Consider the following 17,698-nt stretch of genomic DNA (forward strand, 5'->3'; position numbering starts at 1 on the left):
ATGAAGATCATTGCAGTCGAAACCATCCGTATCGAGGAACGGCCCAACCTGCTCTGGGTCGAGGTCCATACCGACGAAGGCATCACCGGACTCGGCGAGACCTTCTTCCTGTCGCGCACCGTCGAGGAATACCTGCACGAATATGTCGCGCCACGCGTCATCGGCCGCGATCCGCTGCAGATCGATCTCCTGGCCGCCGACCTGGTCGGCTATCTCGGCTTCCGCTCCAGCGGCGCCGAAGTGCGCGGCAACTCGGCCTTCGACATCGCGCTGTGGGACATTTTCGGCAAGGCCACCGGCCAGCCGGTCGCGCAGTTGCTCGGCGGCTTCAGCCGCCAGTCAATCCGTACCTACAACACCTGCGCCGGCACCGAATACATCAAGGACGCGAAGGGCCAGACAACCGCCAATTACGGGATCGGCGCCGGGCGGGACTATGACGACCTCAACGGTTTCCTCACTCGCGCCGACGAACTGGCGCAAGAACTGCTCGAAGACGGCATCACCGCCATGAAGATCTGGCCGTTCGACCACGCGGCCGAAAAGACGCGCGGCAACGACATTTCGGCGGCTGATCTGAAAGCCGCACTCGAACCTTTTGAAAAGATACGCAAGGCGGTCGGCGACAAGATCGACATCATGGTCGAGTTCCATTCGATGTGGCAGCTCCTGCCCGCCATGAAAATAGCTCGTGCGCTGGCGCCTTTCGGCACCTACTGGCATGAGGACCCCATCCGCATGGACAGCCTCGGCGACCTCAAGCGCTATGAGGCCGCCAGTCCCGCGCCGATCTCGGCATCCGAGACGCTTGGCAGCCGCTGGGCCTTCCGCGACCTCCTGGAAACTGGCGCGGCCGGCATCGTCATGCTCGACATTTCCTGGTGCGGCGGCCTGTCGGAGGCCCGCAAGATCGCCTCGATGGCCGAAGCCTGGCGGCTGCCGGTGGCGCCGCATGACTGCACCGGTCCGGTCGTGCTCGCCGCTTCGACCCACCTGTCGCTCAATGCCCCTAACGCGCTCGTCCAGGAAAGCGTGCGCGCCTTCTATCGCACCTGGTACCGCGACCTGGTGACCGCGCTGCCGGAAGTGAAGAACGGCATGATCACCGTACCGCCGGGACCGGGACTGGGGCTGGCGCTCAACCCGGATCTGGGCCGCGCCTACACCGTCCATCGCCGCGCCACCGACAAGGCGGACATCTGAAAAATCCAAAGGGAGGAATTACGATGAAAAAACTGACTGCAATGCTTCTGCTTGGCGCCGCTCTTGTCGGCGCGCAATCCGCCCGCGCCGACGGGCTCAACATCGTCTTCACGCATCATTCGTCCGCATCCAACACCTTCTGGCAGGCGGTCAAGAAAGGCTATGACGACGCTTGCGCCAAGGTCGAGGCGACCTGCAACATGGTCTTCACCCAGACCGAGGGCTCGGTCGAGCAGCAGGTCGCCAACATGCGCGCCGCGCTTGCCGCCAAGCCCGACGCGCTCTTGACCTCCATCGTTGACGACCATGCGTTCGACGACGTCATCAAGGAGGCCCGCGACGCCGGCGTGCTGGTGATCGCCGTCAATGTCGACGACACCGAAGGCGCCAAGGGCAATGCCCGGCAGGCCTTTGTCGGCCAAGGCTTCAAGCCCGCCGGCTATTCGCTCGCCAAGGCCATTTCCGAGAGCTTTCCGAAGGACGGCCCGATCAAGGTGCTGGTCGGCATTTCCGCTCCCGGCCAGAACTGGTCGGAAAGCCGGGGCGCCGGCGTGATGCAATTCCTCGAGGAATACAAGGCCGCCCATTCAGACCGCCAGGTGTCATGGGAGCGCATCGACAGCGGGACCGACCTCGCCATCACCTCCGACCGTGTCGGCGCCTATCTCAACGCGCATCCCGATACGACGGCCTATTTCGATACCGGCTTCTGGTGCGCAGGCGTCGCGCGCGCGCTGGCAGATCGCGGCGTGGCGCCGGGCAAGGTGCTGCTCGGCGGCTTCGACCTGGTGCCCGAGGTGCTGCAGCAGATGCAGAAGGGCTATGTTCAGGCGCTGGTCGACCAGCAGCCCTACATGCAGGGCTTCATGCCGGTAATGGAGGCCTATCTCAACAAGAAGATCGGCCTTGCTCCCTCCGACATCGACACCGGCCAAGGCATCGTGCGGCCGAAGCAGGCCGACGGGATCATGGCGCTCTCCGCTCAGGGTCTGCGCTGAGCCAGCTTCGAACCGTTGGATCGGCGGCGCCCAGCGCCGCCGATCGGCCTGAAATCTCAAAAATGCCGGAGCCTGAGTTGAAGCGCCTGATCAAGACCTATCTCGAAAAACCGGAACTGGCAGGCCTCATCCTGCTGGTGCTGCTCGTCGTCCTGTTCCAGGTCCGATCGCACGGCGTGTTCCTCAACCAGGACAATCTGCGCGGCATTCTCGGCATCCTGCCCGAGGCCGGCCTCGTCGCCATCGGCGTCACCATCCTGATGATCAGCGGCGAGTTCGACCTGTCCGTCGGCTCGGTCTTCGCCTTGATGCCGATGACCATGGCGGTCCTGATGGTGCATGGCTGGCCGTTTCCGCTTGCGCTGCTGGCCGGGCTCATGGTCTGCGCGGCGGTCGGCTTCATCAACGGCTACGTCACAATACGCTTCGCGATACCGAGCTTCATCACCACGCTCGGCATGCTGTTCATGGCGCGCTCGCTCACCGTCGTCGTCTCGGGCGGCTTCCCGCCGCTGCTTCCCGCCGACCTGCCGACATGGCTGTTCACCTCCTTTGTCGGGCCGGGCAACATGTTCCGCATGTCGTTCGTATGGTTTGCCGGTATTGCCGTGCTGACCTCGCTGATGCTGTCGCGCACCAATTTTGGCAACTGGATCAAGGCCACTGGCGGCTTCCTGCCCGCCGCCGCTTCGATGGGTATCCCGACTGCCAGGGTCAAGCTCGCCTGTTTCATGCTGTGCTCGATGCTCGCCGGCTTTGCCGGCATGCTGCAGGTGCTGAGGCTGGGCTCGCCCTTGCCCTCGATCGGCGAGGGGATGGAGCTTCAGGCGGTGGCATCCGCCGTCATCGGCGGCGCTTCGCTCGCCGGCGGCATCGGCACCGTCATGGGCGGCATCATCGGCACCACGCTGATCCGGGTCATCGACAATGGCCTCGTGCTTAGCCATGTCGATGCCAACTGGTTCAAATTCGCCATCGGCTTCCTGACCATATTCGCCGTCGTGGCCAACGCCTGGATGCGCAAGCGCGCCAAGGCCATCAAGATGGAGGGCTGAGCAAATGACCGACGCGATCATCTCGGTCCGCAACCTCCACAAATGGTATTCCGGCGTCCATGCGCTGAAGGGCGTGACGCTCGACTTCACACGCGGCGAGGCACTTGGACTGGTCGGCGACAACGGCGCCGGCAAATCCACCCTCATCAACATCCTCTCCGGGGTCCACACAGCGGATCAGGGCGAGATCCAGGTCGAAGGCAGGCCAGTCAGCATCACCAAGCCGCGCGATGCGATGGATCTCGGTATCGAGACGATATACCAGTACAATTCCATGGTTCCGACCATGTCGATCGCCAGGAACCTGTTCATCGGTCGCGAACCGACCCGGTTCTCGGTCCTTGGCGTTGGCCTGCTCGACCAGAAGAAGATGGCAAGTGAAAGCATTCGCGCCATCGCCAATGTCGACTTGCACCTGCGCTCGCCCGACGCGCTTGTCGGCGAACTTTCCGGCGGACAGCGGCAAGGCGTCGCCATCGCGCGTGCCATGCATTTCAAGTCGAAGGTGATGATCCTCGACGAGCCGACCAACCATCTCTCGGTCAAGGAGACGAAGAAAGTGATCGGTTTCGTTCGCAGCCTGAAGGAACAGGGCGTCACCGGCGTCTTCATCAGCCACAACATGCATCATGTGTTCGAATGCTGCGACCGCGTGGTGGCGATGGCGCGCGGCGAAGTCGTGCTGGACAAAAGGATCGAGGATACCTCGATCGATGAAGTCCACGGCGTTTTGTAAGGAGCGGCGGCAATGAAGGTTCTCGCCGATCGGGTCGTGCTTTTGACCGGCGGCCTCGGCTCGCTCGGCCGGGCCCAGGCCATCACGCTGGCGCGGGCCGGTGCCCGCGTGCTTGTGCTCGACCGACCCGATATCGAAGACGGGCCAGAGACCGCCGCGACGCTCGCCAGGGAGGCCGAAGGCGACGTTGCCTTCGTTGGCTGCGATCTCAACAAGCTTGCCGGAGCGGAAGAGCTTGTCGCGGCCTTGGCGACAAAGGAAGGCGGGATCGATATCCTGATCAACAACGCGGCTCTGATCATCAACCGGCCGTTCGAGCAATTCTCGCTGTCCGAATACGAGGATCAGATCAGGGTCAATTCCTCGGCCGCCTTTGCGCTGGTGCGCGCTTGCGCGCCGGGCATGAAGGCGAAGGCGTATGGCAAGATCGTGAACTTCTGCTCGATCACACTCAATGGCCGGTGGGATGGCTACGTACCCTATGTCGCATCGAAAGGCGCGATGCTAGGCCTTACGAAATCGCTGGCACGGGAACTGGGGCCGCATGGTATCACCGTCAATGCGGTGTCGCCGGGCGCCGTCGTTTCCGAAGCAGAGGAGCGTGTGTTCGGAGAGCGGCTCAAGGAATACAGTGATTGGATCATGGCAAACCAGAGCCTGAAGCGCCGCATAGAGCCGCATCACGTCGCCGATCTCGTGCTGTTTCTTGTTTCGCCTGCGTCGGACATGATCAGCGGTCAGGACATCCACGTCGATGGTGGCTGGTAGCGTTCAGTCGATGATGGACATCGACGCGATCGAACTGGCCGACGAACGTGCCAAGGTGGTTGTGAGCCCTCGCCAGGGCGCGGCGATCCTGCGCTACGACGCGCTTCGCTCCGACGGCATGTTCACACCTGTGATAAAGCCGTCGGAAGGACTGCTGAAATTCGGTTCCCAGTTGCTGGCGCCATGGTCTAACCGGATTTCCGGCGGCGGCTTCGAGTTCGAGAAACGTTTCCATGCGATCGAACCCAACGTCGAAGGCGAGCCGTTCCCGCTTCATGGCGACGCTTTTCAAAAGCCTTGGCGTCTGGCGCGGCGAACCGGGAGCGAGGCGGAGTTTGTTCTGAGCGATGGGGCGATCGGACCCTATCGCTACCATGCGAGCGTGCTCTACGCACTGGAGGATGGCGCGTTGAGCGCTACTTTGACCGTTGAGAACCGGGCCGCGATCCGGCTGCCTTATGGGCTTGGCTTCCATCCATGGTTTCGGCGGAACGCGCGCACATCGCTCCAGGCTTCGGCCAACGGCGTCTGGCTCGAGGATGAACGCCACCTGCCGACCAGGATGGCGCCCCTCACCGACCACCCAGACTGGGATTTCTCGAAACGTGCGCCGCTTCCCGATACCTGGGTAAACAACGCGTTTGAGGGCTGGGATGGACGAGCCTCGATCGTCCAACCCGATGATGCCATGGTCATCTCGATCGAGGCATCGCCGTCGCTCAGCGTCTTCGTTCTCTACTCGCCTGCGCGAGACGCCGATTTCTTCTGTTTCGAACCTGTCTCGCATAGGGTGGACGCCCATCACATCGGCGGCCTGCGGACACTCGAGCCGAGGGAATCGATAACCTCGCGGATGCGACTGCGCTGGCATGAGCTTTGATGCCGGAGAAGCGTGTGGCGTTCGGCACGATTTGACTTGAAGAGAGGCCGCCGGAATTTCACAATCTGAATTGTCCCGCCCAACAACGAGAGAACGATGACGAACACGATTAACCTCCCTGGCGACGGTGTCTTTCTCGGCCGCGCTCGATCGTCGGCCGCCTCGCATCCCATGGTGGTCACGGTGCGTGACGGCACCGTCTTCGACGTCACGTCGAGCGCGGCGCCTACCGTCCGTGACGTCTGCGAATTGGCCGATCCGGCCGGCCATGTGCGCTCGGCCAAGGGCACTCCCATCGGTTTCGTCAACGACATCGCGGCCAACAGTTTCGAAGCCACGCGCGATCCGGCAAAACCCTTTCTGCTGTCCCCGGTCGACCTGCAGGCAATCAAGGCATCCGGCGTCACTTTCGTGGTCAGCCTGCTCGAACGGGTGATCGAGGAACAGGCGCGCGGCTCGGCGGAAAAGGCCGACGCCATCCGCGCCGACATTGCCGGCCTGATCGGCCATGACCTGTCCAAGCTCAAGCCTGGTTCGCCCGAGGCGATGGAAATCAAGGCCAAGCTGATCTCGCGCGGCGCCTGGTCGCAATATCTGGAAGTGGGCATCGGCCCCGATGCCGAGATCTTCACCAAGTGCCAGCCCATGGCCTCGGTCGGCTTCGGCGCCGATGTCGGCCTCCACCCGGTGTCGACCTGGAACAATCCGGAGCCAGAGATCGCCATGATCGCCGCCTCGAGCGGCAGGATCGTCGGCGCCACGATCGGCAACGACGTCAATCTGCGCGACGTCGAAGGGCGCTCGGCGCTGCTGCTCGGCAAGGCCAAGGACAACAACGCCTCGGCCTCGCTTGGCCCCTTCATCCGGCTGTTCGACGAGACGTTCTCCATCGCCGATGTGAAGCAAGCCGTCGTGCGCCTGAAGGTCGAGGGCGAGGACGGGTTTTCGCTGGAGGGGGCGAGCTCGATGGCCGAGATCAGCCGCTCGCCGGAGGAGCTGGTTGCCGCGGCCATGGGGCCGCACCACCAGTATCCGGACGGGCTGGCGCTCTATCTCGGCACGATGTTCGTGCCATCGAAGGATCGCGGCGAAAAGGGCAAGGGTTTCACGCACAAGGTCGGCGACATCGTCACCATCTCGTCGGAAAAATTCGGCGCGCTGGTCAACCGCGTGCGGCTGTCGCCCGATTGCCCGCACTGGACCTATGGCGCCAGCCATTTGATGCGCGACCTCAGCAAGGCCGGCCTGCTCTAAGCGGCTCTTCAGGGGCTTTCGCCCCAAGTGACCGCCCAACATGATCGGGACAGTCCGCCGGGCTAGCCTCGGCGACAATCATCCGACTGCCTGGAAAAAATCATCCCAACTGATGCGATCTGATGGGGTCGTTGATGGCGCCGTGTCAGGCGCCAACTACATCTGCAGATGGAGGCTTGCCATCCGTCGAAAAAGGGGATGCTCTTAGGCATCCGAGCGGCGCTGGCAAAAGACGCAATCCGGCCGAGGCCGGGACAAGGGACGGATCATCTTCAACCGGGAGGAAATCACATGCTGACGAGACTAAGACTTGTGCTCTACGGCCTGCTGGTCGCGCTGACGGTCATTCCGGCAGCCGCGCAGGCCAAGACGTTCTACTGGATTTCACATGGCGGGCCGGCCGACCCGGTCTGGACCTACTTCCTCGCCGGCGCCAAGCAATGGGCCAAGGACACCGGCAACACCGTCAACACCTCTTTCCACAATGGCGACGTCGCCTCCCAGCAGGAGGCGGTCCGCGCCGCCCTCTCCGCCAAGGCCGACGGCATCGTCACCACCAGCCCCGATCCGGGCAGCCTGGTCGAGATCGTCAAGGAAGCGCGCGCGGCCAACGTCCCGATCATCAACTTCAACACGCCCGATCCCAAGGCCAATTTCAACGCCTATGTCGGCGGCGACAACGTCACCTTCGGCAAGCACTGGGCGCAGTATCTGGTCGACAAGGGCCTGGTGAAGAAAGGCGACTTCGTCTGGATGCCCGTCGAGGTCCCCGGCGCCACCTACGGCGTGCAGGAAGAGGAAGGCATCAAGAGCGTCTTCGGCCCGCTCGGCATCACCTATGAAGTGACCGAGGCGACGCTCGACCAGGCCGAAGTGATCAACCGCATGGTCGACTACCTCACCGCCCACAAGGGCAAGGTCAACGCCATCATCGGTCTGGGCGACCTCGTCACCGGCTCGATCAAGCGCGTGTTCGACCAGGTCGGCGTCAAGCCGGGCGAAATCCCGGTCGTCGGCTGGGGCAACTCGCTCGACACCACCCAGGAAGTGCTGAACGGCTACGTCAATGCCGGCCAGTGGCAGGACCCGCAGGCGACCAGCTACGTCGCGCTGTCGCTCGCCAACATGGCGGCGTCAGGCATTCCTCCGGGCTTCAACGTCATCACCGGCGCGCTGTACGAAAAGGACACCGCGGCGGTCTATGACAAGATCCTGTCCGGCAAATAACCCGCGATCCCTGGCGCCGCGCATCTCGCGGCGCCAGCTATCTTCCTGCGCCGCGGCATGTCCACCCGATGCGGTGGAGGTCGCGGCCCGTTCCAACCATGTCGCGGGTTCCCAGTGGAAAATCATTCGCTCGTCCAACGCCTGATCGCGCGGCCGGAATTCGGACCCTTCGTTCTGCTCATCGCCGAGATCGCCGTTTTCTGGGGTTTCAACCACGACTTCCTGTCGCCGCAGAACATCTCTAACACGCTGGCCTTCACCGTCGAACTCGGCCTGATCGCGCTGGCGATGACGCTGTTGATGACGTCGGGCGAATTCGACCTTTCCGTGGGGTCCCTGTTCGGCTTCTCGCCGGTACTAATGTGGACGCTGTTCAATGCCGGCGTCACCTCGCTGGAGATAGGCTTCGTCGTCGCGCTGGTGGTTGCCGCCTTGATCGGCCTGGTCAATGGCTGGTTCGTCACGCAGCTCAAGATCCCATCCTTCCTGGTGACGCTCGGCATGCTGCTCGTGGTGCGCGGCAGCGCGCTTTTCATTACCGACGGGTTTCCGCAGCGCACCTGGAGTGCCGAGGGCAGCTGGCTGGCGGAGGCGCTGGTCGGCGATTTCTTCATCGGACCGTTCCGCATCTACATGTCGCTGTTCTGGTTCATCGCCGCCGCGATCGCGCTCGGCTACGTCTTGACGCAAAGCCGGACCGGCAACTGGATCCAGGCGGCCGGCGGCAATCCCAACGCGGCGCGCGCCCGCGGCGTCAACGTCAACCGCGTCAAGGTCGGCCTGTTCGTGCTGTCGTCGCTCATGGCCTCGCTTGCCGGCGTCATTTCCTCGCTGCGCACATCCGCCGCCAACCCAAACAGCGGTACCGGCTACGAACTCGAGGTGATCGCCATGGTGGTGATCGGCGGCACGGCGCTGACCGGCGGGCGCGGCACCATCATCGGCACCGTGCTCGGCATCCTGATCCTGCGCGTCATGCGCAACGGCATCGTGCTGATCGGCGTGCCCGGGCTTGCCTACAACATCTTCATCGGCGCGATCATCCTTGGCATGATGGCGTTGCATTCATGGCTGGAACGCCGGCACCAGGCGGGGACTTGAACCATGGCCGAGCCATTGATCCGCATGCAGAACATCCGCAAATCCTATGGCCGGGTGCAGGCGCTGGTGGACGCCAATTTCCATGTCAACGAGCGTGAGATCGTCGGCCTGCTGGGCGACAATGGCGCCGGCAAATCGACGCTGATCAAGGTTCTCTCGGGCGCGGTGCCGCTGACCAGCGGCGACATCTTCATCCGCGGCAAGAAGGTCACCTTGCGCAGCACGAGCGATGCCATCGCCCACGGCATCGAGACCATTTACCAGGACTCCGCCCTGGTCACGCAATTGTCGATCGCGCGCAACCTGTTCCTGGGACGTGAGCCGATCAAGCCGCCGCGCTTCCTCAACCGCATGGACCAAGAGGCGATGAACACGGTCGCTCGCGATCTGCTCAAACAGGTCGGCATCTCCAAGAATATCCCGCCGACGACGCCGATCGGCTCGCTCTCCGGCGGCGAACGCCAAGCGGTCGCGATCGCGCGCGCCATGCATTTCGACAGCGACCTGATCATCCTCGACGAGCCGACCAACAATCTCGGCGTCGCCGAAACACAAGGTGTGCTGAGCTTCGTGCGCAACGCGCGTGATTCCGGCCACTCCTGCATCTTCATCGCGCACAACATCCACCATGTCTTCCAGGTGGTCGACCGCATAGTCGTCATGCGCAGGGGCAAGGTGGTCGCCGACGACATCGATCCGAAGACGACAACCGTGACGGAAGTCGAACGCATCATCACCGGCATGTCGGACAAGGACATCCGCGACGCCCTCGCCGATGGCAAGCCGGGGCACTGAGGGAGCATCGACGCATAGGGTCGCGGCATGAAGGCCACCGTCTCCGACATCGCCAGGAACTGCGGACTATCGACCGCCACGGTCGACAGGGTGCTCAACAATCGGCCCGGAGCGAGTGCCGCCAACCGGCAACGCGTGATGGAGGCCGCCAAGCAACTCGGCTATCTGCCGGTCGCCGACCAGGTGACGCTTCCCTCGAAGCCCGCAAACCTCGAATTCTTCCTGCCGATCGGCAGCAACGCCTTCATGCAGGACCTGGCAAAGCATATCGAGGACTACGCCTCACGCCTGCCGCTGGTGGCGTCCTGCCGGATCCACAATCTCGCCGGCATCTCGCCCAATGCCCTGCAGACATCGGTCGAAAAGTTGTCGCTGCGGGCCAATGGCGTCGGTGTCATCGCGGTCGATCATCCCAGGACACGCAACATCCTGCGCGACATCGTCGAGGCCGGCATCCGCCTGGTGACGCTGGTGTCCGATATTCCGGCCGCACCGCGCTCGGCCTATGTCGGGATCGACAACCGCGTGGCGGGGCGGACGGCAGCCCTTTTGATGGGGCGCTTCCTCGGCGGCCGAGAGGGGCGGCTGGCGATGGTCGTCGGCTCGCGCTCCTATCGCGGCCATGAGGAGCGCGAGATGGGCTTCCGCTCCGTGCTCGGCGAGGAATTTCCCAATCTCACCGTCAGCAGCGCCGTCGAGATCAATGACGAGCCCGATGCCAGCTATGCGGAGACCATGAAGGCGTTGCGCAACGAACCGGAACTGCTCGGCATCTATTGCGTCGGTGCCGGGCGCTCCGGCATTGCCAAGGCGATCCGGGAAGCCAGGCCCAACCGCAAGCCGGTGTTCATCTGCCACGACCTGACGAGGGAGACCCGCGGCTATCTCGTCGACGACCTCGCCGACGTCGTCATCGACCAGAACGCCAGGTTGATCGCGGAGCAGTCGGTGATCCAACTGCTCGGCTCGATCGCATCATCGGCGCCCTATCTCACGCGCAAATTCATCGAGCCGCGACTGATTTTCCGGGAAAACGTGCCGGTGCAGTGAGGGCCACTTTCCCGAATTCACGCAGCGCCACGGCGAATCTGCACAGCAGCTATGCACAATTCATTGTTGCCGAATCATTGGGCAACTCGTAGTTTCTGCTTGTCGGCCATCTACTCCTCCCAGATGCGATGCCGACGCTGAATGGGGTGCACCTCCTCCCGCGCCACATTCGAAATCGAGCCCGCTGCCACCTCCTCCCGGCAGCGGGCTTTTTTCGTTCTGATCGGCAGCAACCGCGACGCCGACACGCCAAAAGGGTGAAGGCCGGTCCTTCCCAGTCACGGAATCGCATGGATCGTTGGCAGTCCGGCAGGTGTCAGTTTGCTGCAGTGCCCCTAAAGGAAACGATCAGCCCTTCCGCCATGCGCACGAACTGCGTGCTGGGGCCCTCGGCGCCGACGGTCTGCACGCTGACGCGCGCGCCTTCAAACAGCAGCGACAGCGTATCGGCGAGAAGTTCGGCCTGGCCGATACCGGCATCCCGGCAGAGCCCGACCAGGCGTTCGCGCTGGGCTTCCTTGAGTTCCTTGATCACGCGCCTTGCCGGATGATCAGGTTCGGTCAGTTCGGCGGCGGCATTGGCCATGTCGCAGCCGCGGCCATCGGTGTTGAGCATGGCAGCGGCCTTGCGAACCCAGGCATGAAGCTGTGCGAGTTTGTCGCCCGGATACTCGGCCTCGAACGTTTCCCACATCGCGCCCGCCTTCAACGCGTTGGCGCGCAGGCATTCGACGATCAGTTCGTCCTTGGATTCGAAGTGACGATAGAGCGTCATCTTGTTCGTGCCGGCAGCCTCGGTGATGGCGTCGACGCCGACGCCCTTGATGCCGTGCTTGTGGAACATGTCACGCGCCGTCTCCAGAATCCGATCCCGGGGACGAGAGCGCTCCACGACGCCGTCTGTCATCATGATCTCCTTTCGTTTCCTAAAACCCACGGCCACCTCTTGACTAGGGTGTTACCGGTCTGTAACTATGCAGAATGTTACTTACTGGTAACACCTATGTCGCCCGTCGTCAATAACAAGGTCGTGACCTGGTCCTACCAGATCGAGATGGACGAAAAGACTGCCAATCACGCGGCCTCGGCCGGTGAAGAGATGAAAAACGGTTCGTGAGCATGGGCTGCGAATCGACAGACAAGGAGCCGGCCAATGCCACAGCGCCGCGATCTTACCATAGATGAGGCCGTCCGGGATCCGATGATCCGGCTGGTCATGAAAGCAGATGGGGTCGACCCCCGCGCCTTCGAGAACATGTTGCGCTCGCTTGCCGATGGGCAGCGTCGCGAGGTGCCGTTGCTGCGTTCACGGGAAGGGTCCCGTGACGGGCATGGCCAGTTGTCCAGGGTCGCCAACGCCTTCGGGCGGGTAAGAGCGGCAGGAGAGGCGTGCGTGTCGTGGTAAACTTCTTCATCCATCGTCCGATCTTCGCCTCGGCGATCGCCATCATCATGGTGCTCGCCGGGACGATTTGTTATTTCCTGCTGCCCGTCTCGCAGTTTCCCGACATCACGCCGCCGCAGGTCGTGGTCAGCGCCCACTATCCGGGCGCCAGCGCGCAAGTGGTGGCAGACACGGTGACGACGCCGCTGGAGCAGCAGATCAACGGCGTGCAAGGCATGACCTACATGTCGTCGACGAGCTCCAATGACGGCTCGTCGACCATCACCATCACCTTCGATGTCGGCTATTCCTTGAGCACCGCCGCCGTCGACGTGCAGAACCGCGTCTCGCAGGCGGCGTCGTCGCTGCCGGCGATCGTCAACCAGGGCGGCGTGACGATCAAGAAGCAGAACCCGAACTTCGTGCTGATCGTCAACCTGACCTCGCCCGACCATTCCGTCGACCCGGTGGCGCTCTCCAACCTGGCCTATCTGCAGGTGGTGGATCCGCTGAAGCGGCTGCCGGGTGTCGGCGACGTGCAGATCTTCGGCGAACGGCGCTATTCGATGCGCGTCTGGCTCGACCCGGACAAGCTCGCCAATCTCGGCATCACCGCGGTCGACGTCCAGAACGCCATCGCCGAACAAAACGTCCAGGTGGCGGCCGGCAAGATCGGCCAATCGCCGGCGCCCGCCGGCACCGCCTTCGAGATGCAGGTCAACGCCGTCGGCCGGTTGAGCGATCCGAAGGAATTCGGCGACATCGTCGTGCGTGCCAACACGGATACGGGTTCGCTGGTGCGGCTGCGCGACGTCGCCCGTATCGAGCTCGGCGCCCTGCAATATTCATCCTCGGCCTTCTTCGGCAAGGACCCGACCGTGGTGCTCGCCGTCTATCAGATGCCGGGCTCCAACGCGCTCGATCTGCAGCAGCGCGTCAAGGACAAGATGCAGGAACTGTCGGCGCGTTTTCCGAAGGGCGTCGACTATGCCATGCATTACGATACGACGCGCTTCGTCTCGGCCTCGATGCATGACGTGCTGATCACGCTCGGCGAAGCCCTGGTGCTCGTCGTGGCGGTGGTGTTCATCTTCCTGCAGAGCTGGCGTACGACCATCATTCCGACCATCGCCATTCCGGTGTCGCTGGTGGCGACGCTCGTCATCATGGAGATGATGGGTTTCTCGCTCAACATGCTCTCGCTGCTCGGCATGGTGCTGGCGATCGGTCTGGTCGTCGACGACGCCATCGTCGTGGTCGAGAATGTCGAGCGACAGTTGGAGGCCGGGCTGAAACCACTGGCGGCGACAAAAGCCGCCATGGCCGAGGTCACCGGTCCAATCATTGCCACCACTGCGGTGCTGATGGCGGTCTTCGTGCCAGTCGCCTTCATTCCCGGCGTCTCCGGAAAGCTCTACAACCAGTTCGCGCTGACGGTGGCGATCTCCGTCGGTATCTCCGCATTCAACTCGCTGACGCTCAGTCCCGCGCTCAGCGCGGCCTTCCTGCGCCATCGCGGGGAGACGCAATTCTTCCTGTTCCGCTGGTTCAACACGGGCTTCGACAGGTTGTCGCATGCCTATGCCCATGGCGTGCGCATCCTTATCCGGCTGCGCTGGATCATGCTTGGCCTGTTCGCGGCCGGCCTGGTCGCCACCTATTTCGTCTGGCAGAAGCTGCCCTCGACCTTCCTTCCTATCGAGGACCAGGGCTATTTCTTCGTCGTCATCCAGTTGCCCGACGGCGCTTCGCTGGAGCGCACCGATGCGGTGGCACAGAAGGCGCGCGACATCCTGCAGGCGACTCCCGGCGTCGACATCGTCGGCTCGATCAGCGGCCTGAACTTCCTGACCAGCGCGGCGCAGTCGAATTCTGCCGTCGAGTTCGCCATCCTGAAGCCGTGGGAACAGCGTGGTCCCGACCAGAGCGCCTCCAAGTTGGTTGCCGACGTGCGCATGAAGCTGCTGCAGATCCCGGAGGCCTTCGCGCTCTCCTTCGATCCTCCGTCCATCCCCGGCATCGGTACGACAGGCGGCTTCGAATTCGTCGTCGAGGACCTCACCGGCCGCGGCAGCACGGCCCTCAACGATGCCACGCAAGCGGTGATCGCCGAGGCGCGCAAGCAACCGGAAATCAATCCGCAGCAGCTGTTCTCGCCGTTCTCGACCTCGACGCCGCAGTTCAACTACAATCTCGACCGCGCCAAGGCGAAACTGCTCGGCCTCAACCTGCCCGACGTCTTCAACACGCTGCAGATTTACCTCGGCTCGCTCTACGTGAATGACTTCAACCTGTTCGGCCGCACCTTCCGGGTGACCATCCAGGCCGACAAGGATTCTCGTGCGGGTGCCGCCGATATTTCACGGCTCTATGTGCGCAATGCCTCCGGCGGCATGGTGCCGCTCAGCACGCTGGGCAAGCTCGTGCCGTTCGTCGGCCCGGAAACCGTGCCGCACTACAACAACAATGCCTCGGCCACCATCAATGGCGGCGCCGCGCCCGGTTATTCGTCGGGCCAGGCGGTCGCCGCCATGGAGCGGGCCGCGGCGACCGCGCTGCCCAGGGATTTCGGTTTCGAATGGACCGGCATCACCTTCCAGGAGCTCAAGGCTGGATCGATCGCGTCGGTTGTGTTTGCCCTCGCCATCGTCTTCGTCTTCCTGATCCTGGCGGCGCAGTACGAGAGCTGGGCGATGCCGTTCATGGTTCTGCTGGCGGTGCCGCTCGCCCTGTTCGGCGCGTTCGCCGCACTTTGGGTGCGTGGCATGCAGATCGACGTCTATTCGCAGATCGGCTTCGTCATGCTGATCGGCCTGGCGGCCAAGAACGCCATTCTGATCGTCGAGTTCGCAAGACGGCGGCGCGAGGAAGGCCTCACCATCGTCGAGGCATCGATGGAGGCCGCCCGGCTGAGACTGCGGCCGATCCTGATGACCGCGTTTGCCTTCATCCTCGGCGTGGTGCCGCTGATGATCGCCACCGGCGCAGGTGCCGCAAGCCGTCAGTCGATCGGCACCACCGTGTTTGGCGGCATGGTCGCGGCGACCGTGCTGTCGCTGGTGTTCGTGCCTGTCTTCTACGCGGTCATCGAACAGCTGCGCGAACGGCGCGGCGGCGACGAGCCCGCCTCTCAACACACTGAACCAACGGCCAAACCCGCCTTCCCTCCCCTGGCGGAAGCGGCCGAATAAGATTGGAGAATCATTATGCGTAAATGGAAAATCGCGTTGGGAACGGCTGTCGCGCTGGGTGCGATCTCGGTGGCCAGCGTCCACTTGCTGGACATGGGCAATCTCAGCCTGAATGCCGGCACGGCCGGGGCCGCGCCCGCTCCAGCCGCGTTCGTCATGCCGGTGCCGGTGGCGAGCGTCGTCAAGAAGACGATCCCGATCTACCTCGACTATGCCGCGCGGACCGAGCCGATCCGCAGCATCACGCTGCAGGCGCGCGTCCCCGGCTACCTGCAGGAACAGACGGCGCAAGACGGCGCCGATGTGCGGCAGGGCGACACGCTCTACAAGATCTCGCCTGACGACTTCCAGGCCGCCCTCGACCAGGCCAAGGCCCAGGTGCAGCGCGATACGGCGACGCTCGACTATGCGCGTTCCAATCTCGGTCGCGGTACCGAGCTCGCCAAGAGCGGTTACCTGGACAAGGACAGCTTCGACCAGCGCACCAGCACCTTGCGCGAGGCGCAGGCGTCGCTGGCGCTCAATCAGGCTGCCCTGCGCACGGCCGAGCTTAATTTGAGCTACGCTGAAATCCACGCGCCTTTCCCCGGACGCCTGGGCCGCAACCAGGCCTCTGTGGGAACGCTGGTCAGCGTTGCCGGCACCGTGCTCAACACGCTGGTGCAGCTCGATCCGATCTACGTCACCTTCAATCCAAGCGAGACGGATCTGGCGCAGATCGAGGAAGCGCGTGCTGCCGGCCCGATCGAGGTCGAGGTCCTGCTTCCGGGTGAGACCGAAGCCCACCAGAAGGGCGAGCTCACCTTCATCGACAACACGATCGATCACTCGACCGGCACGATCACCACACGCGCCACCATCGGCAACGCCAAGTTCACGCTCTTGCCGGGCCAGTATGTTCGCGTGCGGCTGCACGTCAAACAACAGCCCGATGCGCTAATGGTGCCGCAGGTCGCGCTGGGATCAAGTCAGCTCGGCAAATATCTCTACGTCGTCGGCAAGGGCAATACGGTCGACCAGCGGCTGGTTTCGCTTGGGCCAACCAGCGGCGACATGGTCGCCATCCTCAGCGGCGTCGCCGAAGGCGATCAGGTGATCACAGGCAATCTGCAGAAGATCGGCCCCGGAATGCCGATTTCGCCTCTCCCACAGAAACCGGCTACCTGACTCCCCCGCAGGCCCGGTTTCCGCGCGGCGCCCTCGACCCTTTCTCAGGTCGCGGGCGCCGTTTTCACAAGCAGACCGACCAGAGTGGCGACGTCGGCGCGAGCAAGCAAAGCTCAGAAATTTGAGCACCACCTCTTGTTAGATTGTCGACAATCTGATTGTCTTGCCTTCTGTTCTCGCTGGAGTGGGCCGGATGGTGAAGACGGAGTTCAGCCCAATTGCTGACACGACGCGCCGTGCCGAAATCGTGGCACTGCTGCGGCGCGCGATCCTGACCGGTCAGCTCGAACCAGGACAGAAGCTCAACGAGCTCCGCATTTCCGAACAGATGCGGGTCAGCCGCGCGCCGCTGCGCGAGGCGATGCGCGAGCTGGTACAGGAAGGCATCCTGACCAGCATCCCCTATGCCGGGACCTTCGTCATCAATGTCACCGCCAAGGACATCGATGACGCCTACTCGCTCAACAAGGTGCTGGACGAGTTCGCCATCGAGCGGATGTGGAAGCAGCGCGACCAGCGTTTCCTGGACGAGCTTGACCGGCGCCATGAGGCGGTGAAGCAGGCGACCCGCGAGCGCGACACCACAAGGCAGATCGAAACCGCGCTGCAGCTGCATGGTCTGATCCATGAATGGGCCGACAATTCGGTGCTCGTGGAAACCTGGCAAAGGCTGACCAGCCGCCTGCAGATGTACTTCGCCCTGCATCAGCAGGCGCGCAAGGAAGCCGTGCCGGCCGAAGATGTCCACGAGACCTATGTGGCGCTGCTCAAGGGCGACGACATGCGTGCCGCCCAGCGCCATGCCCGTGAGCATATCGACCTCGATTTCGAAGAGCTTCTTGCCTATGCGCGCGGCCTCGAACGGCGGCCGTCGAAGGGCGCCTGATCC

Annotated in this window: 16 protein-coding genes; 15 read left to right on the top strand and 1 reads right to left on the bottom strand. The window is 63.3% G+C overall.

Annotated features, from left to right (window positions below; genetic code table 11):
* The 11 genes from EJ077_RS22750 to EJ077_RS22800 all read left to right on the top strand — a co-directional run bounded on the left by EJ077_RS22750 (position 1) and on the right by EJ077_RS22800 (position 11,067).
* Positions 1–1,203, top strand: coding sequence for a mandelate racemase/muconate lactonizing enzyme family protein (locus EJ077_RS22750; RefSeq protein WP_208696438.1), 1,203 nt, complete (start codon positions 1–3; stop codon positions 1,201–1,203).
* 23 nt (positions 1,204–1,226) lie between these two features.
* Complete coding sequence (locus EJ077_RS22755; RefSeq protein ID WP_208696440.1) at positions 1,227–2,201, top strand: sugar ABC transporter substrate-binding protein; 975 nt, start codon at positions 1,227–1,229, stop codon at positions 2,199–2,201.
* 77 nt (positions 2,202–2,278) lie between these two features.
* Positions 2,279–3,256, top strand: coding sequence for an ABC transporter permease (locus EJ077_RS22760; RefSeq protein ID WP_208696442.1), 978 nt, complete (start codon positions 2,279–2,281; stop codon positions 3,254–3,256).
* Positions 3,257–3,260: 4 nt separating this feature from the next.
* Entirely contained in the window at positions 3,261–3,992 is a 732-nt protein-coding gene (locus EJ077_RS22765) for an ATP-binding cassette domain-containing protein (protein WP_208696444.1), read from the top strand.
* Between the two features lie 12 nt (positions 3,993–4,004).
* Positions 4,005–4,760 carry an SDR family oxidoreductase gene (locus tag EJ077_RS22770; RefSeq protein ID WP_208696446.1) on the top strand — a complete coding sequence of 252 codons (756 nt, stop codon included), beginning with the start codon at positions 4,005–4,007 and terminating at the stop codon, positions 4,758–4,760.
* 10 nt (positions 4,761–4,770) lie between these two features.
* Positions 4,771–5,640, top strand: a complete 870-nt coding sequence (locus EJ077_RS22775; RefSeq protein ID WP_208696448.1) for an aldose 1-epimerase — start codon at positions 4,771–4,773, stop codon at positions 5,638–5,640.
* A gap of 96 nt (positions 5,641–5,736) precedes the next feature.
* Positions 5,737–6,894 (top strand): fumarylacetoacetate hydrolase family protein, encoded by a 1,158-nt coding sequence (locus EJ077_RS22780; RefSeq protein ID WP_208696450.1) that lies wholly within the window; start codon positions 5,737–5,739, stop codon positions 6,892–6,894.
* A 291-nt stretch (positions 6,895–7,185) separates the two neighbouring features.
* Positions 7,186–8,121: a substrate-binding domain-containing protein gene (locus EJ077_RS22785; RefSeq protein WP_127873057.1), complete on the top strand. Its 936-nt coding sequence runs from the start codon at positions 7,186–7,188 to the stop codon at positions 8,119–8,121.
* A gap of 114 nt (positions 8,122–8,235) precedes the next feature.
* Positions 8,236–9,222 (top strand): ABC transporter permease, encoded by a 987-nt coding sequence (locus EJ077_RS22790; protein ID WP_208696452.1) that lies wholly within the window; start codon positions 8,236–8,238, stop codon positions 9,220–9,222.
* 3 nt (positions 9,223–9,225) lie between these two features.
* On the top strand, positions 9,226–10,017 hold the full coding sequence (locus tag EJ077_RS22795) for an ATP-binding cassette domain-containing protein (protein WP_208696454.1): 792 nt from the start codon (positions 9,226–9,228) through the stop codon (positions 10,015–10,017).
* A 27-nt stretch (positions 10,018–10,044) separates the two neighbouring features.
* Positions 10,045–11,067: a LacI family DNA-binding transcriptional regulator gene (locus EJ077_RS22800; protein WP_208696456.1), complete on the top strand. Its 1,023-nt coding sequence runs from the start codon at positions 10,045–10,047 to the stop codon at positions 11,065–11,067.
* 316 nt (positions 11,068–11,383) lie between these two features.
* Here the strand turns inward: EJ077_RS22800 and EJ077_RS22805 are convergent, their stop codons facing one another.
* Positions 11,384–11,974 (bottom strand): TetR/AcrR family transcriptional regulator, encoded by a 591-nt coding sequence (locus EJ077_RS22805; RefSeq protein WP_208696458.1) that lies wholly within the window; start codon positions 11,972–11,974, stop codon positions 11,384–11,386.
* Between the two features lie 246 nt (positions 11,975–12,220).
* Here EJ077_RS22805 and EJ077_RS31645 point away from each other — a divergent pair, with 246 nt between their 5' ends.
* The 4 genes from EJ077_RS31645 (at position 12,221) to EJ077_RS22820 (ending at position 17,695) form a co-directional block, all read left to right on the top strand.
* Positions 12,221–12,472, top strand: a complete 252-nt coding sequence (locus EJ077_RS31645; RefSeq protein WP_210212134.1) for a hypothetical protein — start codon at positions 12,221–12,223, stop codon at positions 12,470–12,472.
* On the top strand, positions 12,466–15,642 hold the full coding sequence (locus EJ077_RS22810) for an efflux RND transporter permease subunit (protein ID WP_208703098.1): 3,177 nt from the start codon (positions 12,466–12,468) through the stop codon (positions 15,640–15,642). The genes EJ077_RS31645 and EJ077_RS22810 overlap by 7 nt, the downstream gene beginning before the upstream one ends.
* A gap of 15 nt (positions 15,643–15,657) precedes the next feature.
* Complete coding sequence (locus EJ077_RS22815; RefSeq protein ID WP_208696460.1) at positions 15,658–16,809, top strand: efflux RND transporter periplasmic adaptor subunit; 1,152 nt, start codon at positions 15,658–15,660, stop codon at positions 16,807–16,809.
* A 193-nt stretch (positions 16,810–17,002) separates the two neighbouring features.
* Positions 17,003–17,695, top strand: coding sequence for a GntR family transcriptional regulator (locus EJ077_RS22820; protein ID WP_208696463.1), 693 nt, complete (start codon positions 17,003–17,005; stop codon positions 17,693–17,695).
* Positions 17,696–17,698 lie beyond the last annotated feature (3 nt).

Origin of the sequence: Mesorhizobium sp. M8A.F.Ca.ET.057.01.1.1, from assembly GCF_003952565.1 — a bacterium.
Classification (GTDB): Bacteria; Pseudomonadota; Alphaproteobacteria; order Rhizobiales; family Rhizobiaceae; genus Mesorhizobium.

Bases quoted from the DNA above. Each gene is read 5' to 3' on its own strand.
- EJ077_RS31645 (WP_210212134.1), top strand. From the start codon at position 12,221: ATGCCACAGCGCCGCGATCTTACCATAGATGAGGCCGTCCGGGATCCG.
- EJ077_RS22765 (WP_208696444.1), top strand. From the start codon at position 3,261: ATGACCGACGCGATCATCTCGGTCCGCAACCTCCACAAATGGTATTCC.
- EJ077_RS22775 (WP_208696448.1), top strand. From the start codon at position 4,771: ATGATGGACATCGACGCGATCGAACTGGCCGACGAACGTGCCAAGGTG.
- EJ077_RS22780 (WP_208696450.1), top strand. From the start codon at position 5,737: ATGACGAACACGATTAACCTCCCTGGCGACGGTGTCTTTCTCGGCCGC.
- EJ077_RS22770 (WP_208696446.1), top strand. From the start codon at position 4,005: ATGAAGGTTCTCGCCGATCGGGTCGTGCTTTTGACCGGCGGCCTCGGC.
- EJ077_RS22795 (WP_208696454.1), top strand. From the start codon at position 9,226: ATGGCCGAGCCATTGATCCGCATGCAGAACATCCGCAAATCCTATGGC.
- EJ077_RS22755 (WP_208696440.1), top strand. From the start codon at position 1,227: ATGAAAAAACTGACTGCAATGCTTCTGCTTGGCGCCGCTCTTGTCGGC.
- EJ077_RS22820 (WP_208696463.1), top strand. From the start codon at position 17,003: ATGGTGAAGACGGAGTTCAGCCCAATTGCTGACACGACGCGCCGTGCC.
- EJ077_RS22805 (WP_208696458.1), bottom strand. From the start codon at position 11,974: ATGACAGACGGCGTCGTGGAGCGCTCTCGTCCCCGGGATCGGATTCTG.
- EJ077_RS22800 (WP_208696456.1), top strand. From the start codon at position 10,045: ATGAAGGCCACCGTCTCCGACATCGCCAGGAACTGCGGACTATCGACC.
- EJ077_RS22815 (WP_208696460.1), top strand. From the start codon at position 15,658: ATGCGTAAATGGAAAATCGCGTTGGGAACGGCTGTCGCGCTGGGTGCG.
- EJ077_RS22750 (WP_208696438.1), top strand. From the start codon at position 1: ATGAAGATCATTGCAGTCGAAACCATCCGTATCGAGGAACGGCCCAAC.
- EJ077_RS22785 (WP_127873057.1), top strand. From the start codon at position 7,186: ATGCTGACGAGACTAAGACTTGTGCTCTACGGCCTGCTGGTCGCGCTG.